This window comes from Jannaschia faecimaris (genome assembly GCF_900107415.1).
GTDB classification, from domain to species: Bacteria; Pseudomonadota; Alphaproteobacteria; order Rhodobacterales; family Rhodobacteraceae; genus Jannaschia; species Jannaschia faecimaris.
Window position 1 is genome coordinate 256,099 of record NZ_FNPX01000002.1, and the last position, 24,295, is coordinate 280,393.

Genomic DNA, 24,295 nt, shown 5'->3' on the forward strand with positions numbered 1-24,295 from the left:
ATAAGAAAACCGCCCTCCGGGGCGGTTTTTCGTTGGGTGTGGCCGAAGTCAGGAACGAAACCGCGCGTTCGGTTTGAGACATTCGGCAAACACCATATAATCCGGCTATCGGAGCGTGCCCGAGGTGCAATTCCCCGGGCACTATGAATTTCGTCTAAGCAGGAACTCAGCTGCCCGAGATGAGGCCCATCGATTCCAGCTTCAACAGAACCTGCTGCGCGCAGTTGTCGACCTCGAAGCCTTCGGTATCGACGACCAACTCGGCATCAGTCGGTGCCTCGTAGGGGTCGGAAATGCCAGTGAACTCAGGGATTTTCCCTTCACGCGCCAATTTGTAGAGGCCCTTGCGATCCCGCTTTTCGCACTCCTCCAGAGAGGTGGCGACGTGCACCTCCACGAAGGCACCAAAGGCTTCGATCATCTCGCGGGCGAAACGGCGGGTCGCGGTATAGGGCGCGATGGGCGCGCAAATCGCAATGCCACCGTTCTTAGTGATTTCGCTGGCGACATACCCGATGCGTTTGATGTTGATGTCGCGATGTTCCTTGGAAAAGGTCAGCTCACTCGACAGGTGCTTGCGGACGACATCGCCGTCAAGCAGCGTGACGGGACGCCCGCCCATTTCCATCAGCTTGACCATGATCGCGTTGGCAATGGTCGACTTGCCCGACCCCGATAAGCCGGTGAAGAACACCGTGAAGCCCTGCTTGTCCCGCGGCGGCGATGTCCGGCGCAGTTCCTCTACGACCTGCGGGAAGGAGAACCACTCCGGGATTTCCAGACCTTCGCGCAGACGGCGGCGCAATTCCGTGCCCGAGATATTCAGGATCGTGACGTTGTCGCGGTCCTCGATCTCGTCCGAGGGCTCGTACTGGGCGCGTTCTTGCACGTAGACCATGTGCTTGAAGTCGACCATTTCCACACCGATTTCGGCCTCGTGTTCGCGGAACAGATCCTGCGCATCGTACGGGCCATAGAAATCATCGCCGGCGGAGTTCTTTCCGGGGCCCGCGTGGTCACGCCCGACAATAAAGTGGGTGCAACCGTGGTTGCGGCGGATCAGACCGTGCCAGACCGCCTCGCGCGGGCCAGCCATGCGCATCGCAAGGTTGAGCAGCGACATCGTCGTGGTCGAGGACTGGTATTGATCCAGCACCGCCTCGTAGCAGCGCACGCGCGTGAAGTGATCGACATCGCCCGGCTTGGTCATGCCGACGATGGGGTGGATCAACAGGTTCGCCTGCGCCTCGCGTGCGGCGCGGAATGTCAGTTCCTGATGGGCACGGTGCAAGGGGTTGCGCGTCTGAAACGCCACGATGCGTCGCCAGCCCAGCTTGCGGAAATAGGCACGCAATTCGTTGGGAGTGTCGCGGCGCGCACGGAAGTCATAATGCATCGGGGCCTGAATCCCGGTGATCGCACCGCCAACGTAAACCGCCCCCGCGGTATTGTGCAGGTAATTCACGGCCGGATGTGCAAGATCGTCGGCACCGAAGACCTTTTCGGCCTCACGAGATTTGTCGGGACGATATACGTCGCTGACCGACAGGATAGCGAGGATCACACCCTCCGCATCACGCAGGGCAATGTCTTTGCCTTCTTCAATCGACTCGGCAAACTTTTCGGACACGTCCAGCGTGATCGGCATGGGCCACAGCGTGCCGTCGGCCAAGCGCATGTTCTCGACCACACCCTCGTAATCCGCGCGACCGAGGAAGCCCTTCAGCGGGTTGAACCCGCCGTTCATCAGCAATTCCAGATCGCACATCTGGCGCGGCGTCAGATCCCAGCTGAGCATGTCCCCGGCTTCCAGCTTCAACTTCCGAGCGCTGTCGTAATTGACGTACAGTTCCGGAATCGGCGCAAGGTTGGATATGTTAAAGGACATTAAGAGATCTTTCTCGTGTCGCCCGGACAAGGCGCGGTTTGTTAGAGATGCCCGCCTCTATTCACATACACGGCACGATTTCAAGTTGTCCGGCCCGCAATGCCGGCCTGCAACGGGCACAAGGCAGTGCCTATCCGGCGGGTGAACATTGACGGGCATTCCGCCCAAAAAAAGGTTCATTCCGATTCTGGAGCCGAACAGGGGCCTCAGTCATCCGGAGGCCTCGAAATGCGCTATTCTGAAATCCAGCGGCGAAGGGTGCCCCAATGCCCGGTCACGGCCGAGATAGGTTCACCCGGAAAGCCCCCGGCTGACCTGATTGCAGCATTCCCCCCGCCCTACTTAGGTTTCGGTCGTCGGCTAGAAATAGGGAGAGAAGCAGGCGGCCTGTGCCGGATCGGGGGGGGGCCGCGCGGTTATGATGGCTTGGGCGGCCAAGGCGCGCGGATCATCGGGTCGCTGCGCGAGGATCGCTTCGACCGGGCGCGCATCGCCCGTCCGGATCGCATCGACAAATGGACCGTCGCGCACGGGATCGGGATCGGGACAGGTGCCGCCGCCGAAGGACAGGGTCCGCGCCGCCGCCGTCTCGCCGCCCGAACTTGCACTGCCGCCACAGGCCGCAAGGCTGACCAGTGCCAAGGCTACGGCGACCAGCCGGATCATTCCGCCGGCTCCTCCGCCGGTGCGCCATGGCCCAGAGGCTCGGTCTGATCCTGGGTGATTTCGCTGTCGAGGCCGTGTTCCGCCAGGAACCGCTCCGCCTCCAGCGCGGCCATGCAGCCCATTCCGGCCGACGTGACCGCCTGGCGGTAGATATGGTCGGTCAAGTCGCCGGCGGCGAACACGCCGGGAATTGATGTCGCGGTCGAGTCCGGCGCGGTCACAACGTAGCCGCCGTTGTGAAGTTCAAGCGTATCCTTCACCAGCTCGGACGCTGGCGCATGGCCGATCGCAACGAAAAAGCCTTCGACCGCGATTTCGCGCGTTTCGCCGGTCTTGGTGTGCTTCAGGCGCAACCCCTCAACGCCGCGCGGGTTCTCGCCGCCCAGGACTTCCTCGACGCCGTGGTCCCAGATCACCTCGACCTTTGGGTTCTTGAACAGACGATCCTGCAGGATCTTCTCGGCACGCAAAGAGTCCCGACGGTGGATCAGCGTCACCTTGGACGCGAAGTTGGTCAGAAACAGCGCCTCTTCCACGGCGGTGTTCCCGCCGCCGACAACGGCGATCTCCTTGCCGCGATAGAAGAACCCGTCACAGGTCGCGCAGGCCGAGACCCCGAACCCCTTGAAATGCTCCTCCGACGGAAGGCCCAGCCATTTCGCCTGGGCACCCGTCGCCAGGATCAGCGCGTCGCAAGTGTAGACCGTGCCGGAATCGCTGGTCGCAGTGAACGGACGCTTGGACAGGTCGAGCGAGGCGATATGATCGCTGACGATCTCGGTCCCCACCTCGCGGGCGTGGGCCTCCATCCGCACCATCAGGTCGGGCCCTTGTACCATGGTGTCGCCGGGCCAGTTCTCGACTTCAGTGGTGATGGTCAACTGACCGCCGGGCTGAATCCCCTGCACCAGAAGCGGCTCCAGCATTGCCCGGCTTGCATAAACGGCTGCGGTATATCCCGCCGGGCCGGAGCCGATGATGAGAACCTTGGAATGGCGCGTGGCCGTCGTCGAATCTGCCATGGTCGGACCCTTTGCTGTCTGGAGGATTGATATAGGGGCCAAGGGGGGGCGGGGAAAACCCCCACTGCCGGCCATTCACCCCGGAAATGCAGCAGGGCAGCGCCCCGCCACCCAACGTGCAACCGGTCCAATACGGCTTTGGCGGAAATAATCTTGCGTTAATCCGAAATATTGTTGCGCACCACCCGCCAGCGTGAGACATGAATGCGAAAACCAGCCAACAGGTTAAACCAATGCCCACCAGCCGCCTTGACCCCATCGACCGCCAGATTTTGTCCGAGCTGCAAGCCGATGGACGAATGACGAATGTCGAGCTGGCCAGGCGCGTCGGTATCAGTGCCCCGCCCTGCCTGCGGCGCGTTCGTGCATTGGAGGAAGCAGGCCTGATCCAAGGGTACCATGCCGACGTGGACGCGCGGCAACTTGGATTCGAGGTTCAGGTCTTTGCCATGGTTTCGCTGGTCCGGCAGGCCGAGACTGACCTTTCGGCGTTCGAGGGACTTTGCCGTGGCTGGCCGCTGGTCCGTGAATGCCACATGCTCAACGGCGAAACGGACTTCATCCTGAAATGCGTGGCACCCGATCTGTCGACATTCCAGTCGTTCCTGACCGGCTCTCTGACGGCGGCCGAAAACGTGGCCAGCGTGAAGACCTCGCTGGTGATCCGGGTGGCCAAGGATGAGCCCGGTGTGCCGTTCGATGTTCTGGAAGCGCGTCTGGCGCAGGACGCCTGACCTCGTAATTGCCATCCGCACGACACGAAAGGCCCAGCATGCCCCTGCCCTCTTTCCACATGATCGATGCGGCTCCGCAGCCCGTCGCGACTTTCTCTCATTGCACCGAGGTCGATGGCTGGGTCTTTCTGACCGGACAGATGCCGACCTGGCCAGGCGAGCCGGATCGCCCCCTGCCCGATGGCGTCGAGGCCCAGACACGGCGCGTCATGGACAACCTGAAACTGGTGCTGTCGGGGATGGATCTGGGGCTGGAGAACGTGGTGCAGGCGCGAGTCTACCTGACGGAGTTCGACCGCGATTATGCGGCGATGAATCAGGCCTATCAGGCATTCTTCGCCGAAGGAAAACTGCCTGCGCGCACGTGCATCGGCGTTACAGGTCTGGCCGTGGGTGCGCTGGTAGAGATCGACATGGTCGCGCGACGCCCCTGATACGTACCTCTGGACGCCGCGACCGAACGCCCCAATTAGACAATCGGGAAGCTTGGGAAGTGCATCGATGAGTGACGACGCGGAAGCCCGCCAGAAAAAGGGCGAAGAGGCCAGCAACGAACGCAAATCGAAAGCGAGAACCGACGCCAAGGTTCGCGAACGGGAGGAACGGGAGCAGACGCTCACCACCACGGAAGAAGCGCTCACCAGCGAGGAGCGGAACGCCGTCAGCGAGCGCCTGAAACTCTCTGCACTCAGCGTTTATTCCGTTATCCTGCGCGAAGGCGAGGAGGAATTGCATCGGCCCAAGACCTCCCTGTGGTGGTCCGGCGTGGCGGCGGGCCTTGGCATATCGACTTCCGTTCTGATGGTGGGCGTGATCCGCGCGAACCTTGGTGAAGATCACCCCTATCTGATCCTGTTCCAGGCGTTGGGCTACACGTTCGGCTTCGTGCTGGTGATCCTGTGCCGCCTGCAACTGTTCACGGAAAACACGATTACCGTTGTCTTGCCGGTTCTGGCGAAGCCGACCGCGCACGGATTCTTCTGCATCGCCCGACTTTGGAGTATCGTGTTCGCCGCCAACATGGTCGGAACCTTCGTGACCGCGGGATTGGCCGTACACGGCAATATCCTGACACCCGAAATCCTCCGGGGCATCATCGGCATTTCCCACCATGTGGCGGAGCTTTCGGTTTCCGAGTCGTTGCTGCGGGGCATTCCTTCGGGGTTCTTCATCGCGGCGCTGGTGTGGATGCTGCCTTCGGCCAAGGGGTCGGAGTTGCTGCTGATCATCATGTTCACCTGGCTGATCGCCGCGGGCGAGTTCACGCATGTCGTCGCCGGATCAAACGAGATTTTCACGTTGGTCTTCACGGGCGAGCTGGGGCTTCTGACCGCCTTCAGCCACCACATTCTGCCAATGCTCGTCGGCAACATCCTGGGCGGCACGGGCCTGTTTGCGATGCTGGCCTACGGACAGGTTCACGACGAGATGTGAGCACCGCGTCGGGGCATCCGCCCCGTCTCCAGCGCGTGCGCCCAATCCGGGCGTCCGCGGCGGCGGGCCAGAGCCGCCATACGTGACACGTCATAGGGCAGGCTGCGCCAATCGGCCCGCCACCCCTGATCCGACCGGGTCAGAAGCAGGTAGCGGGCATCCGGTGTCCCCGCCTCCACCACGTGGAACACCGGCTCTTCGTCATCATAAGCGGGCAGGCCTACGCTGCCGGGATTCAGAACCCGCCGTCCATCCGGCAGCCGGGCCTCGCCCGGCAAATGCGTATGTCCACACAGCAGGATTCGTTCGGCCCGCGTACCGGCCAGCCGCGTTACCTCGGCCACGGGCCGGCCCGCAACCTCTCCGGTTGGTTGAACGCTGTGCATCCAGTAGGTCAGGTCATCCTCCGGCGTCGCATGACAGGCGAAAATGTCATCGCCGACACCAATCGTGGCGGGCAACGCCTGCAACCAGTCGAGATCTGCAACACCAAGTTCCGAAAAGGCCGTGCGGTCCGACGGCCCCATATCGTCCGGGGCCTGCTCAGTCATCCAGCGGTCGTGATTGCCGCGCAGGCAAAGCATCTCCCGCGCGCGGATGAGGGCCATCGTCTCAGCGGTCGCAAGCGGCCCGCTGAAGTGATCGCCGAGGTTCAGGATCAGATCGACGTTATGCGCATCCACATCAGCCAGAACCGCCGACAGGGCGTCGGCATTTCCGTGAATGTCTGCGATCACGGCGACGCGGTGCGGCGTGAGGTGTGTCATGCCCCAGTTGACGACCCGGCAGGGCCGCCCGTCAAGGCGCGGCGTGCGCAGCCTACAGTTTGAGCGCCGGAATGATCTGCTTCTTGCGGCTCATGACGCCCGGCAGGACGACCGTATCGCCCGAAACGCTGACCCCGAAGCTCTTTTCTGCGACCGTCTTGGTCAGGTCGTTGGGGACCAATAGCGTCGCCTCCTCGGCCAGGATGTCGACCACGAAGAGCAGGACCTGCTCGACCCCGTCCTGCGTTGCGACGCCGGGCATGGCAGCCATCAGGGCGTCCTTGCGCGACAGCACCGCCTCCGGCGAGGTGGTCTCAAGGACCGAGACGCGGAATTTCGTGCCCTCAACCGCGTATTCCTTGGAATCCATCCGCAGCAGTTCAGCCTCCGAGAACGCCGAAACGTCGGATTTCGCGGCGAACATTTCAGCGGCATAAGAGGCGATGTCGATGCCCAGCTCACCCGCCAGACGCTCGGCAAGGGCGCGATCGTGATCGGTTGTGGTCGGGCTGCGGAATTCCAGTGTGTCCGACAGGATGCAGGTCAGCATCGCGCCCTTGATCGCAGCGGGGGCCGACGACAATGATTGACCCATCAGGTCGGCCATGATCGTGGCGGTGCAGGCCAGCGGGCGGATCGTGATATCGATCGGGCCCGCGGTTTCGAGGCCACCCACCAGCTTGTGGTGATCGATGATCGCGCGAACATCGGCAGCGTTGATACCGGCGGGCAGCTCGGCCGGGTTGTTGGTGTCGACGATGACACAGGGCTGGCCGGCGTCGACATCCGCGATGATCTGCGGCTTGGGCAGGTCCCACTTCTGCAGCATCCACAACGCCTCGGTGTTCGGCTCACCCAAAAGGGCGGGCACGGCGGCGACCCCGGCGACCTCGTTCAGGTACCATGCCCAGGCGATCGGGCTGCCGGTGGAGTCGGTGTCTGGTGACTTGTGGCCGAAAACGAGGGTGGTCATTGCGTGCATCCGTGCTGAGAATGGGTCGCGGCGGCTTTAGCGCGCGTTCGCCCTTTTGTCACGGGGCGGCAGGGAAACAGGCGGCACCATGCGAGAAACAGACCTTTACGCACCGATCAAGGCCTTCCTTGAAGCCCAAGGCTACGCCGTGAAGGGCGAAATCGGCCCGGCCGACGTTGTGGCCGTGCGAAACGACGAGCCGCCGGTGATCGTGGAATTGAAGACGGGGTTTTCGCTGGCGCTGGTGCATCAGGGTATCGACCGACAAGCGGTCACGCCGCACGTCTACGTTGCCGTGCCCGACGTGGCGGGCAAGCGGGGTTGGTCGGCCCTGAAGGCCAACCTCAAACTGGCGCGACGGCTGGGGCTGGGCGTGCTGACGGTGCGGGGATCCGACGGGTTGGTGACGGTGCATTGCGACCCCGGCCCGTTCCAGCCGCGTCTGCAGAAAAAGCCGCGGGAACGTCTGCTGCGCGAATTCGCCAGCCGTCGCGGTGACCCGACGCAGGGCGGCGCGACGCGGATCGGGCTGGTGACCGCCTACCGGCAGGATGCGCTGGCGGTTGCGGAGCACCTGGCTCAGGCAGGCCCTTGCAAGGGCAGCGCGGTCAAGGCCGCGACAGGGGTGGCGCGGGCGACCACGATCATGCGCGACAACCATTACGGCTGGTTCGCGAAAGTCGAAAAGGGTGTCTATGCCCTCAGCGAAACTGGCCGCGAGGCCTGCGAAACGTGCGTCAGTCCGGAGTGATGACGCCGGTTTCCTTGGCCTTGTGCTCCGGCTCGACGTGGATGGCGATACTGGCACCTTTGACATCCGCTTTCAGGGCAGCCTCGATCCGGTCGCAAATCTCATGAGCTTCGAAAACGGTCGTCTCGCTTGGCACCACCAAATGAAAATCGATGAAGGTGGCGCGACCCGCGTGGCGGGTTTTCAGGTCATGCGCCTCGACCGCGCCGGTGGCTTCGGTCGTGATGATCGCCTCGATCCGGGCAAGAGTCTCGTCCGGCAGCGCCTCGTCCATCAGGCCGCTTAGCGAGTCCTTGATGACCTTGGTGCCCGACCAAAGAATGTTGAGCGCCACGAGAATCGCCATGATCGGATCAAGGATCCACCAGCCCGTCGCCACCGCAAGAACCACCCCCACTGCCACCCCGCTGGAGGTCAGCACATCGGCCACCAGGTGACGTCCATCGGCCAACAGCGCGGGCGAGGCGTGCCGCCGTCCACCCCTTATCAGGAGGAAAGCCCAGGCCGCGTTGATCACCGTCGCCAGCATGTTGACCGCCAGCCCCTCGACCGGCGCATCCAATGGCACGGGCATCCGCAGTCCGTCCCAAGCCTCCCGCAGGATCAACAGGGCGGCAACTACGATCATCACGCCCTCGAAAACCGCGCTGAAAAACTCCGCCTTGTGATGACCATAGGGATGATTGGCATCGGCGGGCATGGCAGCCACGCGGATCGCGATCAGTGCAGCCAGCGCTGTGGCGACGTTCACCGTGCTCTCCAAGGCATCGGACAGCAACGCCACCGACCCCGTCAGCCAATAGGCCAGCCCCTTGAGGGCCAGGACGGCAACGCCGATGAACAGGCTGCCGATTGCGAGTTTCATGACGGTCGCCACTGTCCGCCCCCCCGGTCGGTTGTCCACGGCTGATAGGCACGCATGCCGCGCCGCGCAATACGCAGGGTCCGGGCGTTTGGACCGGATCGTGTGGCAACGATATTCGGAACTCACCTAGACAGGCGCAGCGGGTCGGCGCAGGAAGGGGCCATGAAACTAGCCGCACTGACCCTTCTCGCCCTGTGCTTTCTAGCCGCAAATTCCTTGCTGACGCGGGCGGGGGTGCTGGATGGAACCGACCCGCTGGCCTTTGCCGCGATCCGCGTGGCGGCTGGGGCGGGGGTGCTGGCCCTGCTGGCCGCCCGACGCGGGATCACGCTGAGGGGCGGGCGACGCTGGGGCGCGGCGCTGGCACTGGTGATCTACCTGCTGGGGTTCTCGCTGGCTTACCGGACGCTGGACGCGGGTCTGGGTGCACTGATCCTGTTTGCAACCGTACAACTGGGGATGTTCTCGCTGTCGCTGATCCGCGGCGAACGATCCGGCCCGGTGCGCGTCGCTGGCATGGGGCTGGCCCTCGCGGGCCTCGTGTGGCTTTTGCTGCCGGGCGGAGGCGTACAGGCCGATCCGCTGGACGCCGGGCTGATGATCCTCGCCGGGCTTGGCTGGGCCGCCTATTCCTTCGCCGGAAAGTATGAGCCCAAACCACTGGCCGGAACGGCGGGCAACTTCCTGATCGGAACGGCGATGTTCGCGGCGGCCTTCCCGATCTGGTGGGGGGCTGCGATCACGCCGTTCGGCATCTTGATGGCGTCTCTCTCCGGGGCGATCGCCTCGGGGATCGGTTATGCGATGCTGTTCCGCGTCCTGCCGCGAATGGGGGTCGCCACGGCGGGGGTCGCACAGTTGGGCGTGCCGGTCATCGCGATGGTCGCGGGCGCGGTCCTGCTTGGCGAAGTGCCGGGCGCGCGGGCGATCGCGGCGGGCGCGCTGGTGCTTGCCGGCATCGCGCTGGCGACGGTGAAGCCCTACTCCAAGATCAATTCGAGCGGATCGTAGCCCGGTACATCCGCGTCCGACCAGGCCACGCTTTCCAACGCACGGGGGCGGACGGTGATTTCCGCCATCTCTGCGCGTGTCACCCAGCGACGGGATGTCACGATCCCCTCCGGATCCCTCCATGCCGCGTCCAGATGCGCGCCGTCGAGCAGGGTGCAGCGGAAGAAAACCTCCACCTGGTGCCACTGCCGCCGTGGCGAGTGAAATTCGTTGATCAGGCAGGGCGCGCCCACGGCCACCCGCAGGCCTGTCTCCTCGTGCACTTCGCGGGCCAGATTGTCCGGCAGGCTGCTATGCGCCTCGGCCCCGCCACCGGGCGCGCACCACAGATCGCTGCCCTTCGAGGCGGGCCATGCGTTGACCAACAGCAGGCGATCCTCGTGCAAAAGCACGGCGCGGGCTGCCAAGCGTATGGAACGGGACGTCAATGTCATCCGATATGCCTAGCGCGGCGCGGCCCCGCGCACTAGGTCAGACGAATGATCCGCACACTTCTCCTCTTAATCATTCTGGCGCTACCCGCCCGGGCCGAAACCCCTGACCCCGACTGCGTTGTGCTGCTGCACGGGCTGGTACGGTCCGATTCGTCCTTGCTGATCATGGAGGAGGCTTTGCTGGCGCAAGGCTACCGCGTCGCCAACAGCGATTACGACAGCACGGCCGATACCGTGGAGGGGCTGACGGCCACCGCCCTACCCCCGGTAATCGCGCAGTGCGCCGATGCGCCGAATATCCATTTCGTCACGCATTCCTTGGGTGGCATCCTGTTGCGGCAGTGGATGGCGCACAACACGGTCCCAAATCTGGGACGGACGGTAATGCTCGCTCCGCCGAACCAAGGGTCCGAGATCGTCGATACGCTGGGCGAGATCGCCGCCTTTGAGTGGATCAATGGCCCCGCCGGAAACGAACTCGGCACCAAGGGCCTACCGCCGAAACTCGGCCCGGTCTGGCCCGGCGTTGGCATCATCGCGGGCACGCGCAGCCTGAACCCTGTCTGGTCAACCGTCCTGCCGGGGCCGGACGACGGCAAGGTTTCGGTCGAATCGACCCGCGTGGAGGGCATGGATGATCACATCGCGATGGGCGTGACGCACACTTTCATGATGAACCAGCCGCTGGTCATCGCGCAGGTACTGACCTTCCTTCGCACCGGGCGCTTCGACCACGACCAGACCCTGACGGAAGCGGTCGAGACCCTGACGAGTGACTAACACGCCGTGCTTCAATCGGGCAGAAGCCCCTTCCGAGACAACGCCGCGATCAGCGGCGCAATTTCATCTGCGCTCTTCTCCCATCCCCCCTTCGAGGAACGATAGATCGGCTGTCGTACCTGCGCGAAGCTGAGCGTCTTCACTACCCCCGCGTGTTCATGGAACGAAAGGACGCGCGGGTCCCAGTCGAGGCCCGCAAAATCCAGCACGGCACGTGATTGCCCCTCCGGATCGTTCAGCAAATCCTCGTAGGCGATACGGTGCACAGTGCCCGGCAGCTCCGCCTCCCAGAAGGCGAGCGCGTCCCGGAACAACTCGATCTGGTCCGCGATCCCTTCTTGCGAAGCCGCATAGCGATGCGATCCTTCGCGAAACGCGTTGCGCCAGATCGAGAGGCCGACATCGCGCGGATCACGAGTCACGACGACAATGTGAGCCTGCGGCAGGACCGCGCGCGCCAATCCGATATCGAGAAAGGTGAAAATCGACTTGTCGGTGATGCGCCGACCCGCTGCGTCCCGACCGACCGCCTGCTCGGCACCAGCGGCATAGGTCGCACCGGCTGCGCTCAGGTCATCCGAGCCCAGTTCGTCGCCATTCTGAACGCGTGCAGTCAGGTTGGCGAGGCTGCCTTGGAGGACCCCCATTTCCCCGCCGGCGATCACGTCGGGATGCGCGGCAAGGATCGTCTCGACCAGCGTGGTGCCGGATCGAGGCAAGCCAGTGACGAAGATCGGGGCGGCGGATTGCGCACTTTCAGCCCCTTGTGCCTGCGCCGCGCGCACTGCGGGCCATGTCGCGTCGGTCGTCCGCTCCAGAAGGCTGCGCAATTGCTGCCGGTCGTAAGGGTAGCTGCGCAGCATGGACGCGTTGGCTTCGGCCAGGTGTCGGGCCGCCGCATCTGGATCGTACCCGACCAGCGCCCGCGCAAGCGCGTAGTCCAGCATCCGGCGCCCCGTCGCGGAAAGGCCAGGCCGTTTCAGGGTCTGCCGCATCAGAGCGATCGCCGGGTCATCGGCGGCCAGCCTTGTGCCGTAGGCCAGTGCGCGCGCGGCCACGCCATCGGCAGGGTCGGCGGCGAGGCTTGCCCGAAGGTCAGCCTCTGCCCCGTCGGCATCGCCCATCGTCTGCCGCGACTGCCCCCGAATAGACAGCGCGCCCGCATCCCCCGGAGATTTCGCAAGAACCCGGTCCAGCGTTTCAAGGGCCCCCGCATCATCCCCGGTATCGCGCAAAACGCGAGCCAGCAGGATCAGCTGATCCGCGGCCTTGTTCGACCGGGCGCGGGCAAACCTGACCGCGTCCGCGTCGCGCCCCAGTACCAGCGCCGCCTCGGCGGCCAGCGCAAGTACGGCATCGTCGGTCGGGTATCGGGCCAAAAGGGCGTCAGCGACGGACATGGCGCGGGCCGCGAGATCGGCCTGAAGGGCAATCCGCCCATAGATCAGCTGCGCAGCCTTCGACAATGGTGCGACCTGCGCGGCCCGTCGCGCCTCCACCAGGGCGGCGGCAAGCTCACCCTGTGCGGATAATGCGCGCGTCAGCCCCAGACGCAGGTCCACCGCGTAGGGCTCAAGTTTCAATCCCTGGCGGAAGGCCTCGACCGACTGAGCCAGACGTCCCGCGTCGTATTGCGCCTGCGCCAGCAAACCCCAGACAACGGCCCCCGGCCGTACCTTGAGAAGCGGAATCGCCCGCGCCTCGACCGACGCGATCGCGCGCCCGGCACTTGCCTTGGCGATGGCCGCCAGGTCCGCCTTTGTCGCCGCGCCAGCACCCATCGCCCTTGCCCCCTGCCCGGTGCCCGCTGCCTGCACCATGCCGACAAGGGCTTGGGGCAATCCGGCCTTGCGGGCCCGCGCGGTAACCTTGCCCCCCTTGCCCTGCGTGGCTTCGAAGAGGGCGTACTCCAGCCAGACCACGGGTTCCTTCGGGGCCAGCGCCAGGCACCGATCGAACGCGGTGCGCGCGGGGTCCGCCGCGCCCAAGGCCGCTTCCGCCTTGGCAAGCTGAAGCCAGGCTTCAGCGGCTTGAGGGTGCGTTTTGACCAATGACCTCAGAAGGGTACAAGCCTCCGCCGCCCGCTCCGCCTCCAGAGCGGTGCGGGCGGCGGTCAGCATCTCGGCGGGGGCGGGAACGTCTTGGGTCATTCGCTTCGCGTATCATGGTCGGAACGGCACCGAAACGGGCATACGAAACCGATTGTTTCCGAAAGAGGCGTAGATAAAGCGGCCAAGTATGGGTTAATGAAGCCAAGCGGTGGGGGCCGCATTTGCCAGGACAGCCTTGTCATGACAGCATATCAGCGGCTTCCTTCCGCCTCGTTCAGCCCGGTTCCGGGCCCCGATGGCGACACGCGGGGGGCCGAAGTTCGGACCACCGCATCCTACGACCTTGCTTGGGTCGACCACCGTGGCATGGCCACTTGGGATCGACGCTCCCTTCCCGACACACCCGAGGTAGAAGCTGCCGTATCCAGCTTCGCGCGCAGCGCCATGTTGCGCGGCCCCCGTGGTCCGGTCGCGGTCGAGGATCTGATCCCCGGTGACCAGGTGATGGTGCGCGGCGGCGGCATGGCCCGGATCGATTGGATCGGGTCGCGCAGCTACTCCAGCACGGCCGAACGGCCCATGTTTTACCGGGTCGCGGCGCGCGCCTTCGGGGCCTCCGGCCCGGACGTCGACATTCTTCTGGGGGCATCCGCCCACGTCCTGATTGACAGCAAGAAATGCGTGGACCTTGTCGGCGGGACACTGGCTTTCGCCCCAATTTCCGCGTTCGAGGACGGTCACAACGTCGCCGCCATCGTCCCGCCCGGTGAGGTCACCGTCTATGGCATCGCCTGCCGTGGGCAGGAGGCGATGCTGGCCGCAGGGCTGGCAATCGAAAGCTACCACCCGGCACGGGCCACCGTGCGCAGCCTGAACCGAACCGTTCTGGCAGATCTGGCCAAGCTCTTTCCGCAGACGACCGGCGGGGCCGGGTTTGGCGCGCCACGCATCCCCTATCTCACACCGGCCGAGGCGGTTGGACTGGCGTTGGCCGGCGTCTAATCGGACGGCGGACCAACCGCGGGTTTACCGCCCCGCCGCTTGCTGTAGATAACGGAGCAACGCAGCAGCGAGGCCCGTTTTCCATGCAGATCATCTCCGCCCTGTCCGAAGTGTCGGACCGTTATCGCGCCATGTTCGTCGACTTATGGGGCTGTGTGCACGACGGGGTCCGTCCTTTGCCCGGGGCCGTTGAGGCACTGCAGGCCTATCGCAAGACGGGCGGCGTCGTGATCTTGTTGACGAATTCGCCCCGTCCACGTGCCGGAGTCGCCGCGCAGATCGAAGACATCGGCGTGCCTGACGACGCCTATGACAACATCGCCACGTCGGGCGATTCGGCCCGCGTCGCCATGTTCAACGGGGCCGTGGGCACCAAGGTCTGGCACCTTGGCCCCGCGCACGACATCGGGTTCTTCGAGCCCCCCGCGATCCTGGAAAACCCCACCCCGATCGAGCGCGTGCCATTGGATCAGGCCGAGGGTATCGTTTGCACCGGTCCGTTCGACCCGATGGCAGATCCGTCGGTGATGCGGCCCGAATTCCTGGCCGCCAAGACGCGCGGGTTAAAACTGCTGTGCGCAAATCCCGATCTGGTTGTCGATCGGGGCGAGCGTCGCGAGTATTGCGCCGGGTCGCTGGCAAAGCTGTACTCCGAGATGGGTGGCGAAAGCCTCTATTTCGGCAAACCCCATCCTCCGATTTATGACCTTGCCCGCCGCCGCCTTGCCGAGATCAAGGACGTGTCGGACGCGGGAATTTTGGCCATTGGCGACGGACCTGCAACGGATGCGGCGGGGGCGATGGGTGAAGACCTCGACCTGTTATTCATCTCTGGTGGACTGGGGGCTGTGGAAACAGGCACGAAGCCGGGCGGCGAACCGGACCCGGACAAGCTGGCCACCTACCTGGCTGAAACCGGCGTGGCTCCGACCTACGTGATCGGCACGCTTCGGTAACTATCACTCTAAAAATTACCACTAGGCGAACTTATATTTCACAAGGGATTGCCGCAACGCGGCATTTGCGCTAGGTGTATCACGGCATCGGTTTCGGAGGATTCGGACATGCTCGACAACGCACCGCGCGGCACGATCTGCATCGAAGACATCGAAATCGGCATGAGCCGCAGCCTGCGCAAAATCGTAACCGATCGCGACATACAGCTGTTTGCCGAAGTCTCCACCGACCACAATCCAGTGCACCTGGACGACGATTATGCGCAGGATACCATCTTCGAAGGACGGATTGCGCACGGGATGCTGACGGCCGGCCTGGTCTCCGCCGTCATAGGGGAGCAATTGCCGGGTCACGGCACGGTCTATCTGGGTCAGACGCTGAAATTCCTGGCACCAGTGCGCCCCGGCGACATGGTCGAGGCTGTCGTCACCGTCACCGACATGGATATTTCCAAACGCCGTGTGACGATGGAAACGCACTGCGCCATCGACGGCAAGAAGGTTCTCAAGGGCGAGGCGGTGGTTTTGGCCCCTTCGCGGAAGTTCGACTGAACCGACCCATCGGTTGATTGCGTTCGCATATTTGGGACGCAGGGAAGCGGCCATGCTTGCGCCTTCGGGTCCGTCGGGCTAGCCGCGTTTCATGCGGATTTTTCGGGATCATCACGACATTCCACCGGACGCGCGCGGGGCCTCAGCGGCCGTGGGCAACTTCGACGGCGTGCATCTGGGCCACCGGGCGGTTCTTGACCTGGCGCGGCGCGAGGGGATGCCCCTGGCGGTCGTGACCTTCGAGCCTCACCCACGCGAGGTTTTCGCCCCCGATGCCCCGCCCTTCCGGCTCATGTCGGCCGAGGCGCGGGCGAACCGCCTGGCCAAGTTGGGTGTCGATATCCTGTTCGAACTGCCTTTCGCCAAGATAGCGCCGTTGACCGCCGAAGCCTTCATGGCTGACGTTCTGGCCGGCGGACTTGGGCTGAACCACGTGGTCACAGGGGCCGATTTTCGGTTTGGCAAAGGGCGCGCCGGCGACGTTGATGTCTTGATCGAAGGCGGCGCGCGGCTTGGTTTTGATGTCTCCACGGCTGATCTACTGGGCGACATCACGCCCGTGTCGTCGACCGCGATCCGCATCGCGCTGGCCGAAGGCCGCCCCCGCGAGGCGGCGAAGATGCTGGGCCACTGGCACCGGATCGAGGGGCCCGTTCTACATGGCGAAAAGCGGGGCCGCACGCTGGGCTATCCGACCGCCAACATGTCGGTTCAGGGCCTGCACCTGCCACGGCTGGGTGTCTATGCGGTGCTGGTTGACGTGCTGGAGGGGCCGCAGGCCGGGCAATACCACGGCGTGGCCTCGCTGGGTGTGCGCCCGATGTTCGGGGAGAACACGCCAAACATCGAAACCTTCCTGTTCGACTTCGAGGGTGATCTCTATGGCAAGCACCTCTCGGTCGCGCTGGTAGACCTGCTACGGCCGGAAATGAAATTCGACGATCTGGAAGCGCTCGTCACCCAGATGAATGACGATAGTATGCGCGCGCGCGCTATCCTGGCCGAGCTGCCCCGTGGATGACCCGATCGACCGGGACGGGCTACGCCCCCAGTTCTGGGAGCGGGGCCTGTCAGACCTGAACCCCAAGGAATGGGAAGCGCTTTGCGACGGTTGCGGAAAATGCTGCCTTAACAAACTGGAGGACGAGGACACCCGCGAAGTCGTGTTCACGCGGATCGCCTGCCGGCTGTTCGACGATCAGACCTGCCGCTGTTCCAACTATGATGCGCGGCTGACGTTCGTGCCGGAATGCGTGGTCCTGACGCCTCAATCATTGCCCAAGGCCGCCTATTTCATGCCCGACACCTGCGCCTATCGCCGCCTGCACGAAGGACGAGACCTGCCGCATTGGCACCCCCTGCTGACCGGCGACCCGATGTCCCCCCATAAGGCGGGCGCATCGATGATGGACGAAACGCTGTCCGAAACGGTCGTGCACGAAGACGACTGGGAAGATCACCTGATCGAAGAGCCCACCGGAGGGGCCTGACATGAACCTGAATTTTGCGTCCGACAATACCGGTCCCGTGGCCGGCCCAATTCTACAGGCCATTGTCGATGCCAATGCCGGGGCCGCCATGCCTTATGGCAATGACCCTTGGATGCGCCAGGTGACCGAGCAGATCCGCACCCTTTTCAACTGGCCGGAGGCCGAAGTCCTGCTGGTCGCGACGGGCACTGGGGCCAATGCGCTTGCGCTGGCGGGGTTGGTGCAGCCTTGGGAAACGGTACTCTGCCACCGCATTGCGCACATCGAGGAGGACGAATGCGGCGCGCCGGAGTTCTACACCGGCGGGGCCAAGCTGGTCCTGATCGACGGAGCGCAAGGGCGGATCGACAAGGACGCTCTCGCCGCTATGATCGCGCGGACCGGCGGGTCGGTGCACAATGTTCAGAAGGGTGCGCTGTCCCTGACCAACGTGACCGAGGCGGGGACGCTCTATTCCCTGGACCAACTGGGTGCCCTGACCGGGATGGCCAAGGACGCCGGGATCCGGACCCACCTGGACGGCGCGCGCTTTGCCAATGCCTGCGCCGCGCTGGATTGCACGGCAGCCGAGATGGTGCGGGGCTTTGACATGGTCAGCTTCGGCGGCACCAAGAACGGCTGCATGGGGGTCGAGGCGATCGTAATGCGCGACCCGGCCCATCATTGGGAGATGCAACTGCGACGCAAACGCGCCGCGCAGCTTTGGTCCAAGCACCGGTTCCTGTCGGCGCAGATGCTGGCCTATTTGCAAAACGATCTCTGGCTGGACAACGCCCGTGCCGCCAACGCCGCTGGGCAGCGTCTGGCCAAGGGCCTGCGCGACATCGGTGCACGGATGGAGTGGGAGCCGCAGGCCAACATGATCTTCTGCCGCCTGCCCCGCAGCGCGCACGACAAGGCCCAAGCGGAAGCGCAATATTACCTGATGGACAACGCCGAGGAACCGCTCTGCCGTCTCGTCTGCGACTTCACCAAGACGGAGGCCGAGGTGGACCGGCTGCTTGAGCTTTTCGCAGGCTAGGGCGTCCGCCCCTGAATTACAAAACGACCCGCGCCGCTGTCATCTCGGTACGGGTCGTCGGAAGGGCAAACGATCAACCGGGGGCGCGCCCCGCCCGATCACTTCTTCTTGGATTCGAGCGCATCGAGGCGCGCGCTCAGCGCCTCGTTCTGCTCGCGGGCTTTCTGGGCCATAGCACGCACGGCGTCGAATTCCTCGCGGGTCACGAAATCACGATCCGCCATCCAACGATCAAGAAGGGACTTCATCGCCGTCTCGGCTTCGTCCTTGGCACCTTGGGCCACGCCCATTGCGTTGGTCATCAATTGACCGATGTCGTCCATGATACGATTGCGGGTCTGCATGTCTTGGGCCTCCGGGCTGCTTGCATGACATATGGGGCGATTGGCCCGCGACCTCAAGGATTGCACGGCCCGACCATTGAACTTGTCGCGGGGGACGGGCATTGCACTGGGCATGATCGCATCGCTTCCCCTCGCCCTGACGTTTCCCGACATTTCGCCGGATATGTTCACGATCCCCGTCATCGGCTTTGCGGTGAAGTGGTACGCCATGGCCTATATCGCGGGCATCCTGGGTGGCTGGATGATGGGGCGCTGGCTGGTATCGCGACCGGCACTCTGGCCCCGAGACACCGCGCCGATGACCCGAGATCAGGTCGAGGATGTGATGACCTGGGTCGTGCTCGGCATCGTGCTGGGCGGACGGATCGGCTATGTGCTGTTTTATCAGCCGGGGCTCCTCCTTCAGGACCCGCTGGAAATCCTCAACCTGCGGGGCGGCGGCATGTCGTTCCACGGCGGCGCAATCGGCACCGGGCTTGGCGTGGGGATTTATGCTTGGCGCAAGGGGATTTCCGTCCCTGCCATCGTCGACATCGCGGCGCTCTGCGCGCCGCTGGGGCTGGGCCTCGGGAGGGTGGCGAATTTCATCAATGCGGAGCTTTGGGGTCGTCCATCCGACGCGCCCTGGGCCGTGATTTTCCCCGGCGGGGCCGCGCAGGCCTGCGCGAACGTGGGCGAACTTTGCGCGCGCCATCCAAGCCAGCTCTACGAGGCGATACTGGAAGGCCTGGTTCTTCTGGTCTTGCTCTGGATCGTGGCGCTCCGGGGCGGGCTTAAGACGCCGGGGCTGATTTTCGGCCTGTTCCTGATCGGTTACGGTGCGGCACGGACCTTTGTGGAATACTTTCGACAGGCCGATGCGCAGTACATCACGCCCGACAATCCGCTGGGTCACGTTGTCGGTGGATCGGACATCGGGCTGACCATGGGGCAGCTTCTCTCGCTGCCGATGGTCGTGGCGGGCGTCGTTGTCCTGCTAGTGGCGCTGCGCTTCCGGCGGGCATGATCGACACGTTGCGCGATCATCTGCTGGCGCGTATCCATGCGACCGGGCCGCTGACGGTGGCCGACTATATGTCCGACTGCCTGCTGCATCCGACACTTGGGTATTATTCGACGCGCGATCCGTTCGGCAAAGCCGGCGATTTCACCACCGCCCCCGAGATCAGCCAGATGTTCGGGGAAATGCTGGGCCTCTGTCTGGCGCAGACTTGGATCGAGCAGGGCCGGCCTGCCCGCTTCGCCCTGACCGAACTGGGACCGGGGCGGGGAACCCTGACAGCAGACGTGTTGCGCGTCGGTCGCGCCGTGGCCGGGTTTGTCGAAGCGGCGGAGGTGCATCTGGTCGAGGCTTCGCCCACCTTGCGCGAGGTGCAGGCCGCGAGCCTGTCAGGACATGCCCCGGTCTGGCACGACACAGTCGATACCCTGCCCGAGCTTCCGCAGTTCCTGCTTGCCAACGAATTCCTCGACGCCCTGCCGATCCGCCAGCACGTGCGCGACGGCACCGAATGGCGGGAGCGGCTCGTGACGGCGGATGGCGATTCCCTGACTTTTGCCCTGTCACCCCCGGTACCGGTTCCCGAATTGGCCCACCATGACGTACCCGATGGCACGCTAGTGGAGCGATGTCCGGGCCTTCCAGGCCTCGTTGCGTCGGTTGCGGATCGCGTCTCGGGGGGCGGGGCGGCGATTTTCATCGACTACGGCCACTGGCGCAGCCGCGGCGACACATTGCAGGCCCTGCGCGCGCATGCACCGGAAGACCCGCTCGCCCATCCGGGACAGGCCGATCTGACGGCGCATGTGGATTTCGAGGCCGTCGCCCGCGCCGCCCGTCCGGCGCGCGTCAGCCTCATGACGACGCAAGGGGTTTTGTTGGAGCGTTTGGGCATCACGGCGCGGGCACAGGCCCTGGCGCGCGGATTGACGGGGGCCGCATTGGACGCGCATGTCACCGCGCATCGTCGCTTGACCCACCCCACCAAGATGGGCGACCTTTTCAAGGCGATGGCTCTGGTACCGCCAGAGGCCGCTCTGCCGCCGGGATTTGACCCATGACACTGGAAGCCCTGACCTCCGATCTGCTTGGCCCCGTGCACCACGGATTCTTCACCCGCAAGGGTGGAGCGTCGTCGGGTATCTTCGAAGGCCTGAACTGCGGGCTGGGTTCCTCTGACCAGACAGAAGCCGTAGAGATGAACCGCGCTCGCGTGGCCGAGGCGATGGGCGGCCCGCTGCACGGCGTGAACCAGGTTCATTCCGCCGACGCCGTGGTGATTGATGGCCCCCTGTGCAATGCGACCGACCCCGACGGGGCACCGCGCCGCGCCGACGCATTGGTCACGAACGTACCGGGCCAGGTCCTGACTGTCTTGACCGCCGACTGCCAGCCGGCCCTTTTCTACGACCCCGAAGCCGGTGTCATCGGGGCCGCCCATGCAGGTTGGAAGGGGGCGCTGGCCGGCATTCTGGAAACCACGATCGAGGCGATGCAAGGTTTGGGCGCGGAAGCACATAACATCCGCGTGGCCATCGGCCCGACAATCAGCCAGCGGTTCTATGAGGTCGGACCTGAATTCCCGGAGCCGTTCATCGATGACGCGCCCGAAGCGAGCCGCTTCTTCATCAACGGCGAAGGCGATCGCTACATGTTCGACCTGCCCGGCTACAGCCTCTGGCGCATTCGCAAGACCGGCGCGGATGCGGAATGGACGGGCCACTGTACCTATGCGGACCCCAGCCGCTTCTATTCCTATCGGCGCGCGACGCATGCGGGTCAGGCGGACTACGGGCGATTGATTGCTGCAATACAGCTCTGACCGGACAGGGCAAGCGACCTGTCCTAATTCCTGACACAATCCCGCCTCCGAAAGACCCGCACTCCGTCCCACCGCTGCCCTGCCCGCCCGGCATAAATCTGCTTAATGAAATGCTAAGCCGGAGGACGTCATGTCCCGTCAGATCTGGATGGACCGCACCATCGAAGCCGCCCGAGAGGCTGACCTCCAGATGCCTTGGACCCGGCGTCGCCCCGCACCCGCCACGCCGGAGCAGGCAACCCCCGCTCAGCAGACAGCCGCACGCACCGCGTGACCGGACGATCTTGAAGATCGATCCGGGGTGTTGAGTATCGCTCCGCCCTTGATCGAACCCGAACGCGGCCGCTGTCTGCCAACTGGGCCGCGTTCGGATTTATTTACTCAGGCCGATACGACAGCCGTCTCCAACGCCCCGATCAACATCAGAACATCCGAGCGCATCGTCCGGCGGTTGGTGATGGCCGCGCGCAAGCAGCTCTGCCCGTCGGCCACCTTGATCAAGAAGAACGCATTACCGTCGATCTGAAGCTTTGCCGCCAGCTCTGCCGCATCCCCCGCGACGTGCGGATCACGCAGTGGTCGGATACGACCGGCGCGGCCAATTCCAGCAGATCGGTCCCCTGCGCAAGTTGCGCCCATACCCATATAACCCGCCTGTTCGCATTTATGGCTGACTTGCGCACCCAGCGTGATAAACTCAAACCCTTCAACGGTGGCACGGACCATGAGAGCCGCGAAGCCGCGCGAAAGCGCCGGCCCTTAGTCCATCGCCCACCAATCGCGCTCCTGCCAGACCGTCGCCGCTGCCGGCATGGAATTCGGGGCGTCGCAGGTGTCCAGGTTCACAGAACCGACAGCGAGCCCAACTGCCAGCGAGTGCAGGCTCGCGGCACAGCCCCATCCATACATCCGTCCAAGGCCGCAATTTCTTGCGTTGCACCAGCACCGCAGGCCATGACGTCCAGCACCTTCTTGGCGCAGGAATGCCCCCCTTCGGCTGTGTAGGCGCAGATTTCCGGCAGGCCGGTCAGGCTTTCTCGAACGCGTCCCGGTCAGCGGGGGCGAGACGATGGTCGTCGGTCATTTCGATCCGCCAAGCGCCGCCATGTCAGACAAGGATGCACCCGGCGTCAGCATGTCCCGATCCAGCTTCAACTCGATCACGGCAAAGCGCCCGCAGGCCAGCGCGGCCTTCAATGCGGGCGCGAAATCCTCCTGCGTCTCGACCGTCCAGCCCTGCCCTCCGTAAGCGCGCGCCAATGCCGCAAAGTCGGGGTTGGCCAACTCCGTTCCCGAGACGCGGCCTGGATAGTGCCGCTCCTGGTGCATGCGGATCGTGCCGTAGCGACCGTTGTTGGCGACGATCACGACAGGCTTTGCGCCGTGTTGTACGGCGGTCGAGGCTTCGTTGCAGGTCATCTGGAAGCAGCCGTCGCCCGCGAGGCAGATCACCGGCACGTCCGGGCGGTGGATCGACGCGGCAATCGCCGCCGGGAAGCCGTACCCCATGGAGCCGGACGTCGGGGCCAGCTGCGTCCCGTGCCCTTTCCACCGATAATACCGGTGCAGGAAAGCCGCGTAATTCCCGGCCCCGTTCGCCACCACGGCGTTATCGGGCAGCGTGGCATCAAGATGCGCGATCACCTGCTCCAACTTGACCGCCCCGGGCGTTTCCCTTGGTTGGACCCAGGCCTCGTAATCGGCGCGGGCCTGGGCGGTCTCGGCGTGCCAGCCGGGCAGATCATCGTCGCGCGCAAACAGGGCCATGGCCACATCGGAGGCCCGCGCGACGATCGGAACGACCGAGGACCAGACCCGGTTCAATTCGTCCGCATCCGGGTGCACGTGGATGACCCGCGGCGCGTCGCGCACGGGGTCCAACACCTCGTACCCTCCGGTCGCGATGTCACCCAATCGTGTACCAAGCGCCACGATCAAATCCGCGTTCTTGAGCCGCGCCATCAGCTTGGGGTTCGGCCCGACGTTGAGGTCGCCCACATAGGACGGCGAGCGGTTGTCGATTCTATCCTGCCGCCGGAACGCGACGGCGACGGGCAGGCCATTCCGCTCCGCCCAACCTTGCAGGCAGGTCGCGGCGTCCGGCGACCATTGCGATCCACCCACAACGACCAGCGGGCGCTCGGCCTTGGCCAGCCGTGCGACCATCTCGTCCAAATCAGGCACGGCAGGGGTCGGCACCACCACCGCGGGCCGGTCGGGCACATCGGCCATGGCCGACAGCATGTCTTCCGGCAGCGCCAGCACCACCGGACCGGGCCGCCCCGACTGTGCGACCGAAAAGGCCCGCGCGATGTATTCGGGCAGCCGGTCCGTCTGGTCGACCTCGGCCACCCATTTTACCAAACCGCCGAACAAAGCACGGTAATCAACTTCCTGAAACGCACCCCGATCCCGATGGTGACGCGCGATCTGGCCCACGAAACAGACCATTGGCGTCGAGTCCTGCATCGCGATATGCAAGCCGGCACTGGCATTCGTCGCCCCCGGCCCGCGCGTCACCAGAACGACGCCGGGCGTGCCGGTCAGCTTGGTCGTTGCCTCGGCCATCATCGCGGCCCCGCCTTCCTGTCGGCAGACCACATTGTCGATACCGACGTCATGCAATCCGTCCAGCGCCGCAAGGAAGCTTTCGCCTGGCACCGAGAAAACACGGCGCACCCCCTGAATATAAAGTTGGTCCACAAGTATCTGGCCGCCGTGCCGCATCGCAC

At 64.4% G+C, this 24,295-nt stretch carries 27 protein-coding genes; 16 read left to right on the plus strand and 11 right to left on the minus strand.

Features of this window, described 5'->3' with window-relative positions:
• Window positions 1-166: 166 nt before the first annotated feature.
• The 3 genes from BLV27_RS04070 to trxB all read right to left on the minus strand — a co-directional run bounded on the left by BLV27_RS04070 (window position 167) and on the right by trxB (window position 3,576).
• Window positions 167-1,888 (minus strand): bifunctional sulfate adenylyltransferase/adenylylsulfate kinase, encoded by a 1,722-nt coding sequence (locus tag BLV27_RS04070; RefSeq protein ID WP_092642777.1) that lies wholly within the window; start codon window positions 1,886-1,888, stop codon window positions 167-169.
• A 360-nt stretch (window positions 1,889-2,248) separates the two neighbouring features.
• Window positions 2,249-2,554 (minus strand): hypothetical protein, encoded by a 306-nt coding sequence (locus BLV27_RS04075; RefSeq protein WP_092642780.1) that lies wholly within the window; start codon window positions 2,552-2,554, stop codon window positions 2,249-2,251.
• A complete protein-coding gene (gene trxB / locus BLV27_RS04080) occupies window positions 2,551-3,576 on the minus strand; it encodes a thioredoxin-disulfide reductase (protein ID WP_092642783.1) in 1,026 nt (341 codons plus the stop codon). Before trxB ends, BLV27_RS04075 begins: the two co-directional genes overlap by 4 nt.
• 233 nt (window positions 3,577-3,809) lie before the next feature.
• Here trxB and BLV27_RS04085 point away from each other — a divergent pair, with 233 nt between their 5' ends.
• The 3 genes from BLV27_RS04085 (at window position 3,810) to BLV27_RS04095 (ending at window position 5,744) form a co-directional block, all read left to right on the plus strand.
• Window positions 3,810-4,310 (plus strand): Lrp/AsnC family transcriptional regulator, encoded by a 501-nt coding sequence (locus BLV27_RS04085; protein WP_092642786.1) that lies wholly within the window; start codon window positions 3,810-3,812, stop codon window positions 4,308-4,310.
• 38 nt (window positions 4,311-4,348) lie between these two features.
• Window positions 4,349-4,744 (plus strand): RidA family protein, encoded by a 396-nt coding sequence (locus BLV27_RS04090; RefSeq protein ID WP_211605476.1) that lies wholly within the window; start codon window positions 4,349-4,351, stop codon window positions 4,742-4,744.
• A 67-nt stretch (window positions 4,745-4,811) separates the two neighbouring features.
• The gene (locus BLV27_RS04095; RefSeq protein ID WP_092642789.1) at window positions 4,812-5,744 is read left to right on the plus strand and encodes a formate/nitrite transporter family protein; all 933 of its coding nucleotides are present in this window, start codon (window positions 4,812-4,814) and stop codon (window positions 5,742-5,744) included.
• Here the strand turns inward: BLV27_RS04095 and BLV27_RS04100 are convergent.
• Both BLV27_RS04100 and BLV27_RS04105 read right to left on the minus strand, forming a co-directional pair.
• Window positions 5,729-6,511 (minus strand): metallophosphoesterase family protein, encoded by a 783-nt coding sequence (locus BLV27_RS04100; RefSeq protein WP_092642792.1) that lies wholly within the window; start codon window positions 6,509-6,511, stop codon window positions 5,729-5,731. The two genes, BLV27_RS04095 and BLV27_RS04100, sit on opposite strands and share 16 nt — an antisense overlap.
• Window positions 6,512-6,563: 52 nt before the next feature.
• Window positions 6,564-7,484: a manganese-dependent inorganic pyrophosphatase gene (locus BLV27_RS04105; protein WP_092642795.1), complete on the minus strand. Its 921-nt coding sequence runs from the start codon at window positions 7,482-7,484 to the stop codon at window positions 6,564-6,566.
• 88 nt (window positions 7,485-7,572) lie between these two features.
• Between BLV27_RS04105 and BLV27_RS04110 the strand changes: the two genes are divergently transcribed.
• Complete coding sequence (locus BLV27_RS04110) at window positions 7,573-8,235, plus strand: DUF2161 domain-containing phosphodiesterase (protein ID WP_092642798.1); 663 nt, start codon at window positions 7,573-7,575, stop codon at window positions 8,233-8,235.
• Here BLV27_RS04110 and BLV27_RS04115 read toward each other — a convergent pair.
• Complete coding sequence (locus tag BLV27_RS04115) at window positions 8,222-9,112, minus strand: cation diffusion facilitator family transporter (RefSeq protein WP_092642801.1); 891 nt, start codon at window positions 9,110-9,112, stop codon at window positions 8,222-8,224. The genes BLV27_RS04110 and BLV27_RS04115 overlap by 14 nt on opposite strands.
• Before the next feature lie 150 nt (window positions 9,113-9,262).
• Here BLV27_RS04115 and BLV27_RS04120 point away from each other — a divergent pair, with 150 nt between their 5' ends.
• Window positions 9,263-10,111 (plus strand): DMT family transporter, encoded by an 849-nt coding sequence (locus tag BLV27_RS04120; protein ID WP_092642804.1) that lies wholly within the window; start codon window positions 9,263-9,265, stop codon window positions 10,109-10,111.
• Here BLV27_RS04120 and BLV27_RS04125 read toward each other — a convergent pair.
• Window positions 10,081-10,545: an NUDIX domain-containing protein gene (locus BLV27_RS04125; protein ID WP_092642807.1), complete on the minus strand. Its 465-nt coding sequence runs from the start codon at window positions 10,543-10,545 to the stop codon at window positions 10,081-10,083. The genes BLV27_RS04120 and BLV27_RS04125 overlap by 31 nt on opposite strands.
• 45 nt (window positions 10,546-10,590) lie before the next feature.
• Here BLV27_RS04125 and BLV27_RS04130 point away from each other — a divergent pair, with 45 nt between their 5' ends.
• Window positions 10,591-11,325 carry an alpha/beta hydrolase gene (locus BLV27_RS04130; protein ID WP_092642810.1) on the plus strand — a complete coding sequence of 245 codons (735 nt, stop codon included), beginning with the start codon at window positions 10,591-10,593 and terminating at the stop codon, window positions 11,323-11,325.
• Between the two features lie 11 nt (window positions 11,326-11,336).
• Here BLV27_RS04130 and BLV27_RS04135 read toward each other — a convergent pair whose 3' ends face one another.
• A complete protein-coding gene (locus BLV27_RS04135) occupies window positions 11,337-13,475 on the minus strand; it encodes a tetratricopeptide repeat-containing sulfotransferase family protein (protein WP_092642813.1) in 2,139 nt (712 codons plus the stop codon).
• A gap of 141 nt (window positions 13,476-13,616) precedes the next feature.
• On the opposite strand from BLV27_RS04135, the gene BLV27_RS04140 reads away from it, so the two are divergent.
• The 6 genes from BLV27_RS04140 (at window position 13,617) to BLV27_RS04165 (ending at window position 18,397) form a co-directional block, all read left to right on the plus strand.
• Window positions 13,617-14,378, plus strand: coding sequence for a Hint domain-containing protein (locus BLV27_RS04140; protein WP_170831344.1), 762 nt, complete (start codon window positions 13,617-13,619; stop codon window positions 14,376-14,378).
• Window positions 14,379-14,461: 83 nt separating this feature from the next.
• Window positions 14,462-15,334, plus strand: coding sequence for a TIGR01459 family HAD-type hydrolase (locus tag BLV27_RS04145; RefSeq protein ID WP_092642819.1), 873 nt, complete (start codon window positions 14,462-14,464; stop codon window positions 15,332-15,334).
• A 108-nt stretch (window positions 15,335-15,442) separates the two neighbouring features.
• On the plus strand, window positions 15,443-15,886 hold the full coding sequence (locus BLV27_RS04150; protein WP_092642822.1) for a MaoC family dehydratase: 444 nt from the start codon (window positions 15,443-15,445) through the stop codon (window positions 15,884-15,886).
• Between the two features lie 91 nt (window positions 15,887-15,977).
• Complete coding sequence (locus tag BLV27_RS04155; protein ID WP_092642825.1) at window positions 15,978-16,907, plus strand: bifunctional riboflavin kinase/FAD synthetase; 930 nt, start codon at window positions 15,978-15,980, stop codon at window positions 16,905-16,907.
• On the plus strand, window positions 16,900-17,376 hold the full coding sequence (locus BLV27_RS04160) for a YcgN family cysteine cluster protein (protein WP_092642829.1): 477 nt from the start codon (window positions 16,900-16,902) through the stop codon (window positions 17,374-17,376). Before BLV27_RS04155 ends, BLV27_RS04160 begins: the two co-directional genes overlap by 8 nt.
• Window positions 17,377-17,383: 7 nt before the next feature.
• On the plus strand, window positions 17,384-18,397 hold the full coding sequence (locus BLV27_RS04165; RefSeq protein WP_092643015.1) for a threonine aldolase family protein: 1,014 nt from the start codon (window positions 17,384-17,386) through the stop codon (window positions 18,395-18,397).
• Window positions 18,398-18,495: 98 nt separating this feature from the next.
• Here BLV27_RS04165 and BLV27_RS04170 read toward each other — a convergent pair whose 3' ends face one another.
• Window positions 18,496-18,741, minus strand: coding sequence for an accessory factor UbiK family protein (locus tag BLV27_RS04170; protein ID WP_092642832.1), 246 nt, complete (start codon window positions 18,739-18,741; stop codon window positions 18,496-18,498).
• Between the two features lie 112 nt (window positions 18,742-18,853).
• On the opposite strand from BLV27_RS04170, the gene lgt reads away from it, so the two are divergent.
• The 4 genes from lgt (at window position 18,854) to BLV27_RS19275 (ending at window position 21,837) form a co-directional block, all read left to right on the plus strand.
• On the plus strand, window positions 18,854-19,747 hold the full coding sequence (lgt, locus tag BLV27_RS04175) for a prolipoprotein diacylglyceryl transferase (protein ID WP_092643018.1): 894 nt from the start codon (window positions 18,854-18,856) through the stop codon (window positions 19,745-19,747).
• Window positions 19,747-20,802, plus strand: a complete 1,056-nt coding sequence (locus BLV27_RS04180; RefSeq protein ID WP_092643021.1) for a class I SAM-dependent methyltransferase — start codon at window positions 19,747-19,749, stop codon at window positions 20,800-20,802. The genes lgt and BLV27_RS04180 overlap by 1 nt, the downstream gene beginning before the upstream one ends.
• A complete protein-coding gene (gene pgeF / locus BLV27_RS04185; RefSeq protein WP_092642835.1) occupies window positions 20,799-21,563 on the plus strand; it encodes a peptidoglycan editing factor PgeF in 765 nt (254 codons plus the stop codon). The genes BLV27_RS04180 and pgeF overlap by 4 nt, the downstream gene beginning before the upstream one ends.
• 130 nt (window positions 21,564-21,693) lie before the next feature.
• Window positions 21,694-21,837 (plus strand): hypothetical protein, encoded by a 144-nt coding sequence (locus tag BLV27_RS19275; RefSeq protein ID WP_170831345.1) that lies wholly within the window; start codon window positions 21,694-21,696, stop codon window positions 21,835-21,837.
• 107 nt (window positions 21,838-21,944) lie between these two features.
• Here the strand turns inward: BLV27_RS19275 and BLV27_RS04190 are convergent, their stop codons facing one another.
• Window positions 21,945-22,289, minus strand: coding sequence for a hypothetical protein (locus BLV27_RS04190; RefSeq protein WP_092642838.1), 345 nt, complete (start codon window positions 22,287-22,289; stop codon window positions 21,945-21,947).
• A gap of 354 nt (window positions 22,290-22,643) precedes the next feature.
• Entirely contained in the window at window positions 22,644-24,290 is a 1,647-nt protein-coding gene (locus tag BLV27_RS04195) for a thiamine pyrophosphate-binding protein (protein ID WP_092642841.1), read from the minus strand.
• Window positions 24,291-24,295: the final 5 nt, after the last annotated feature.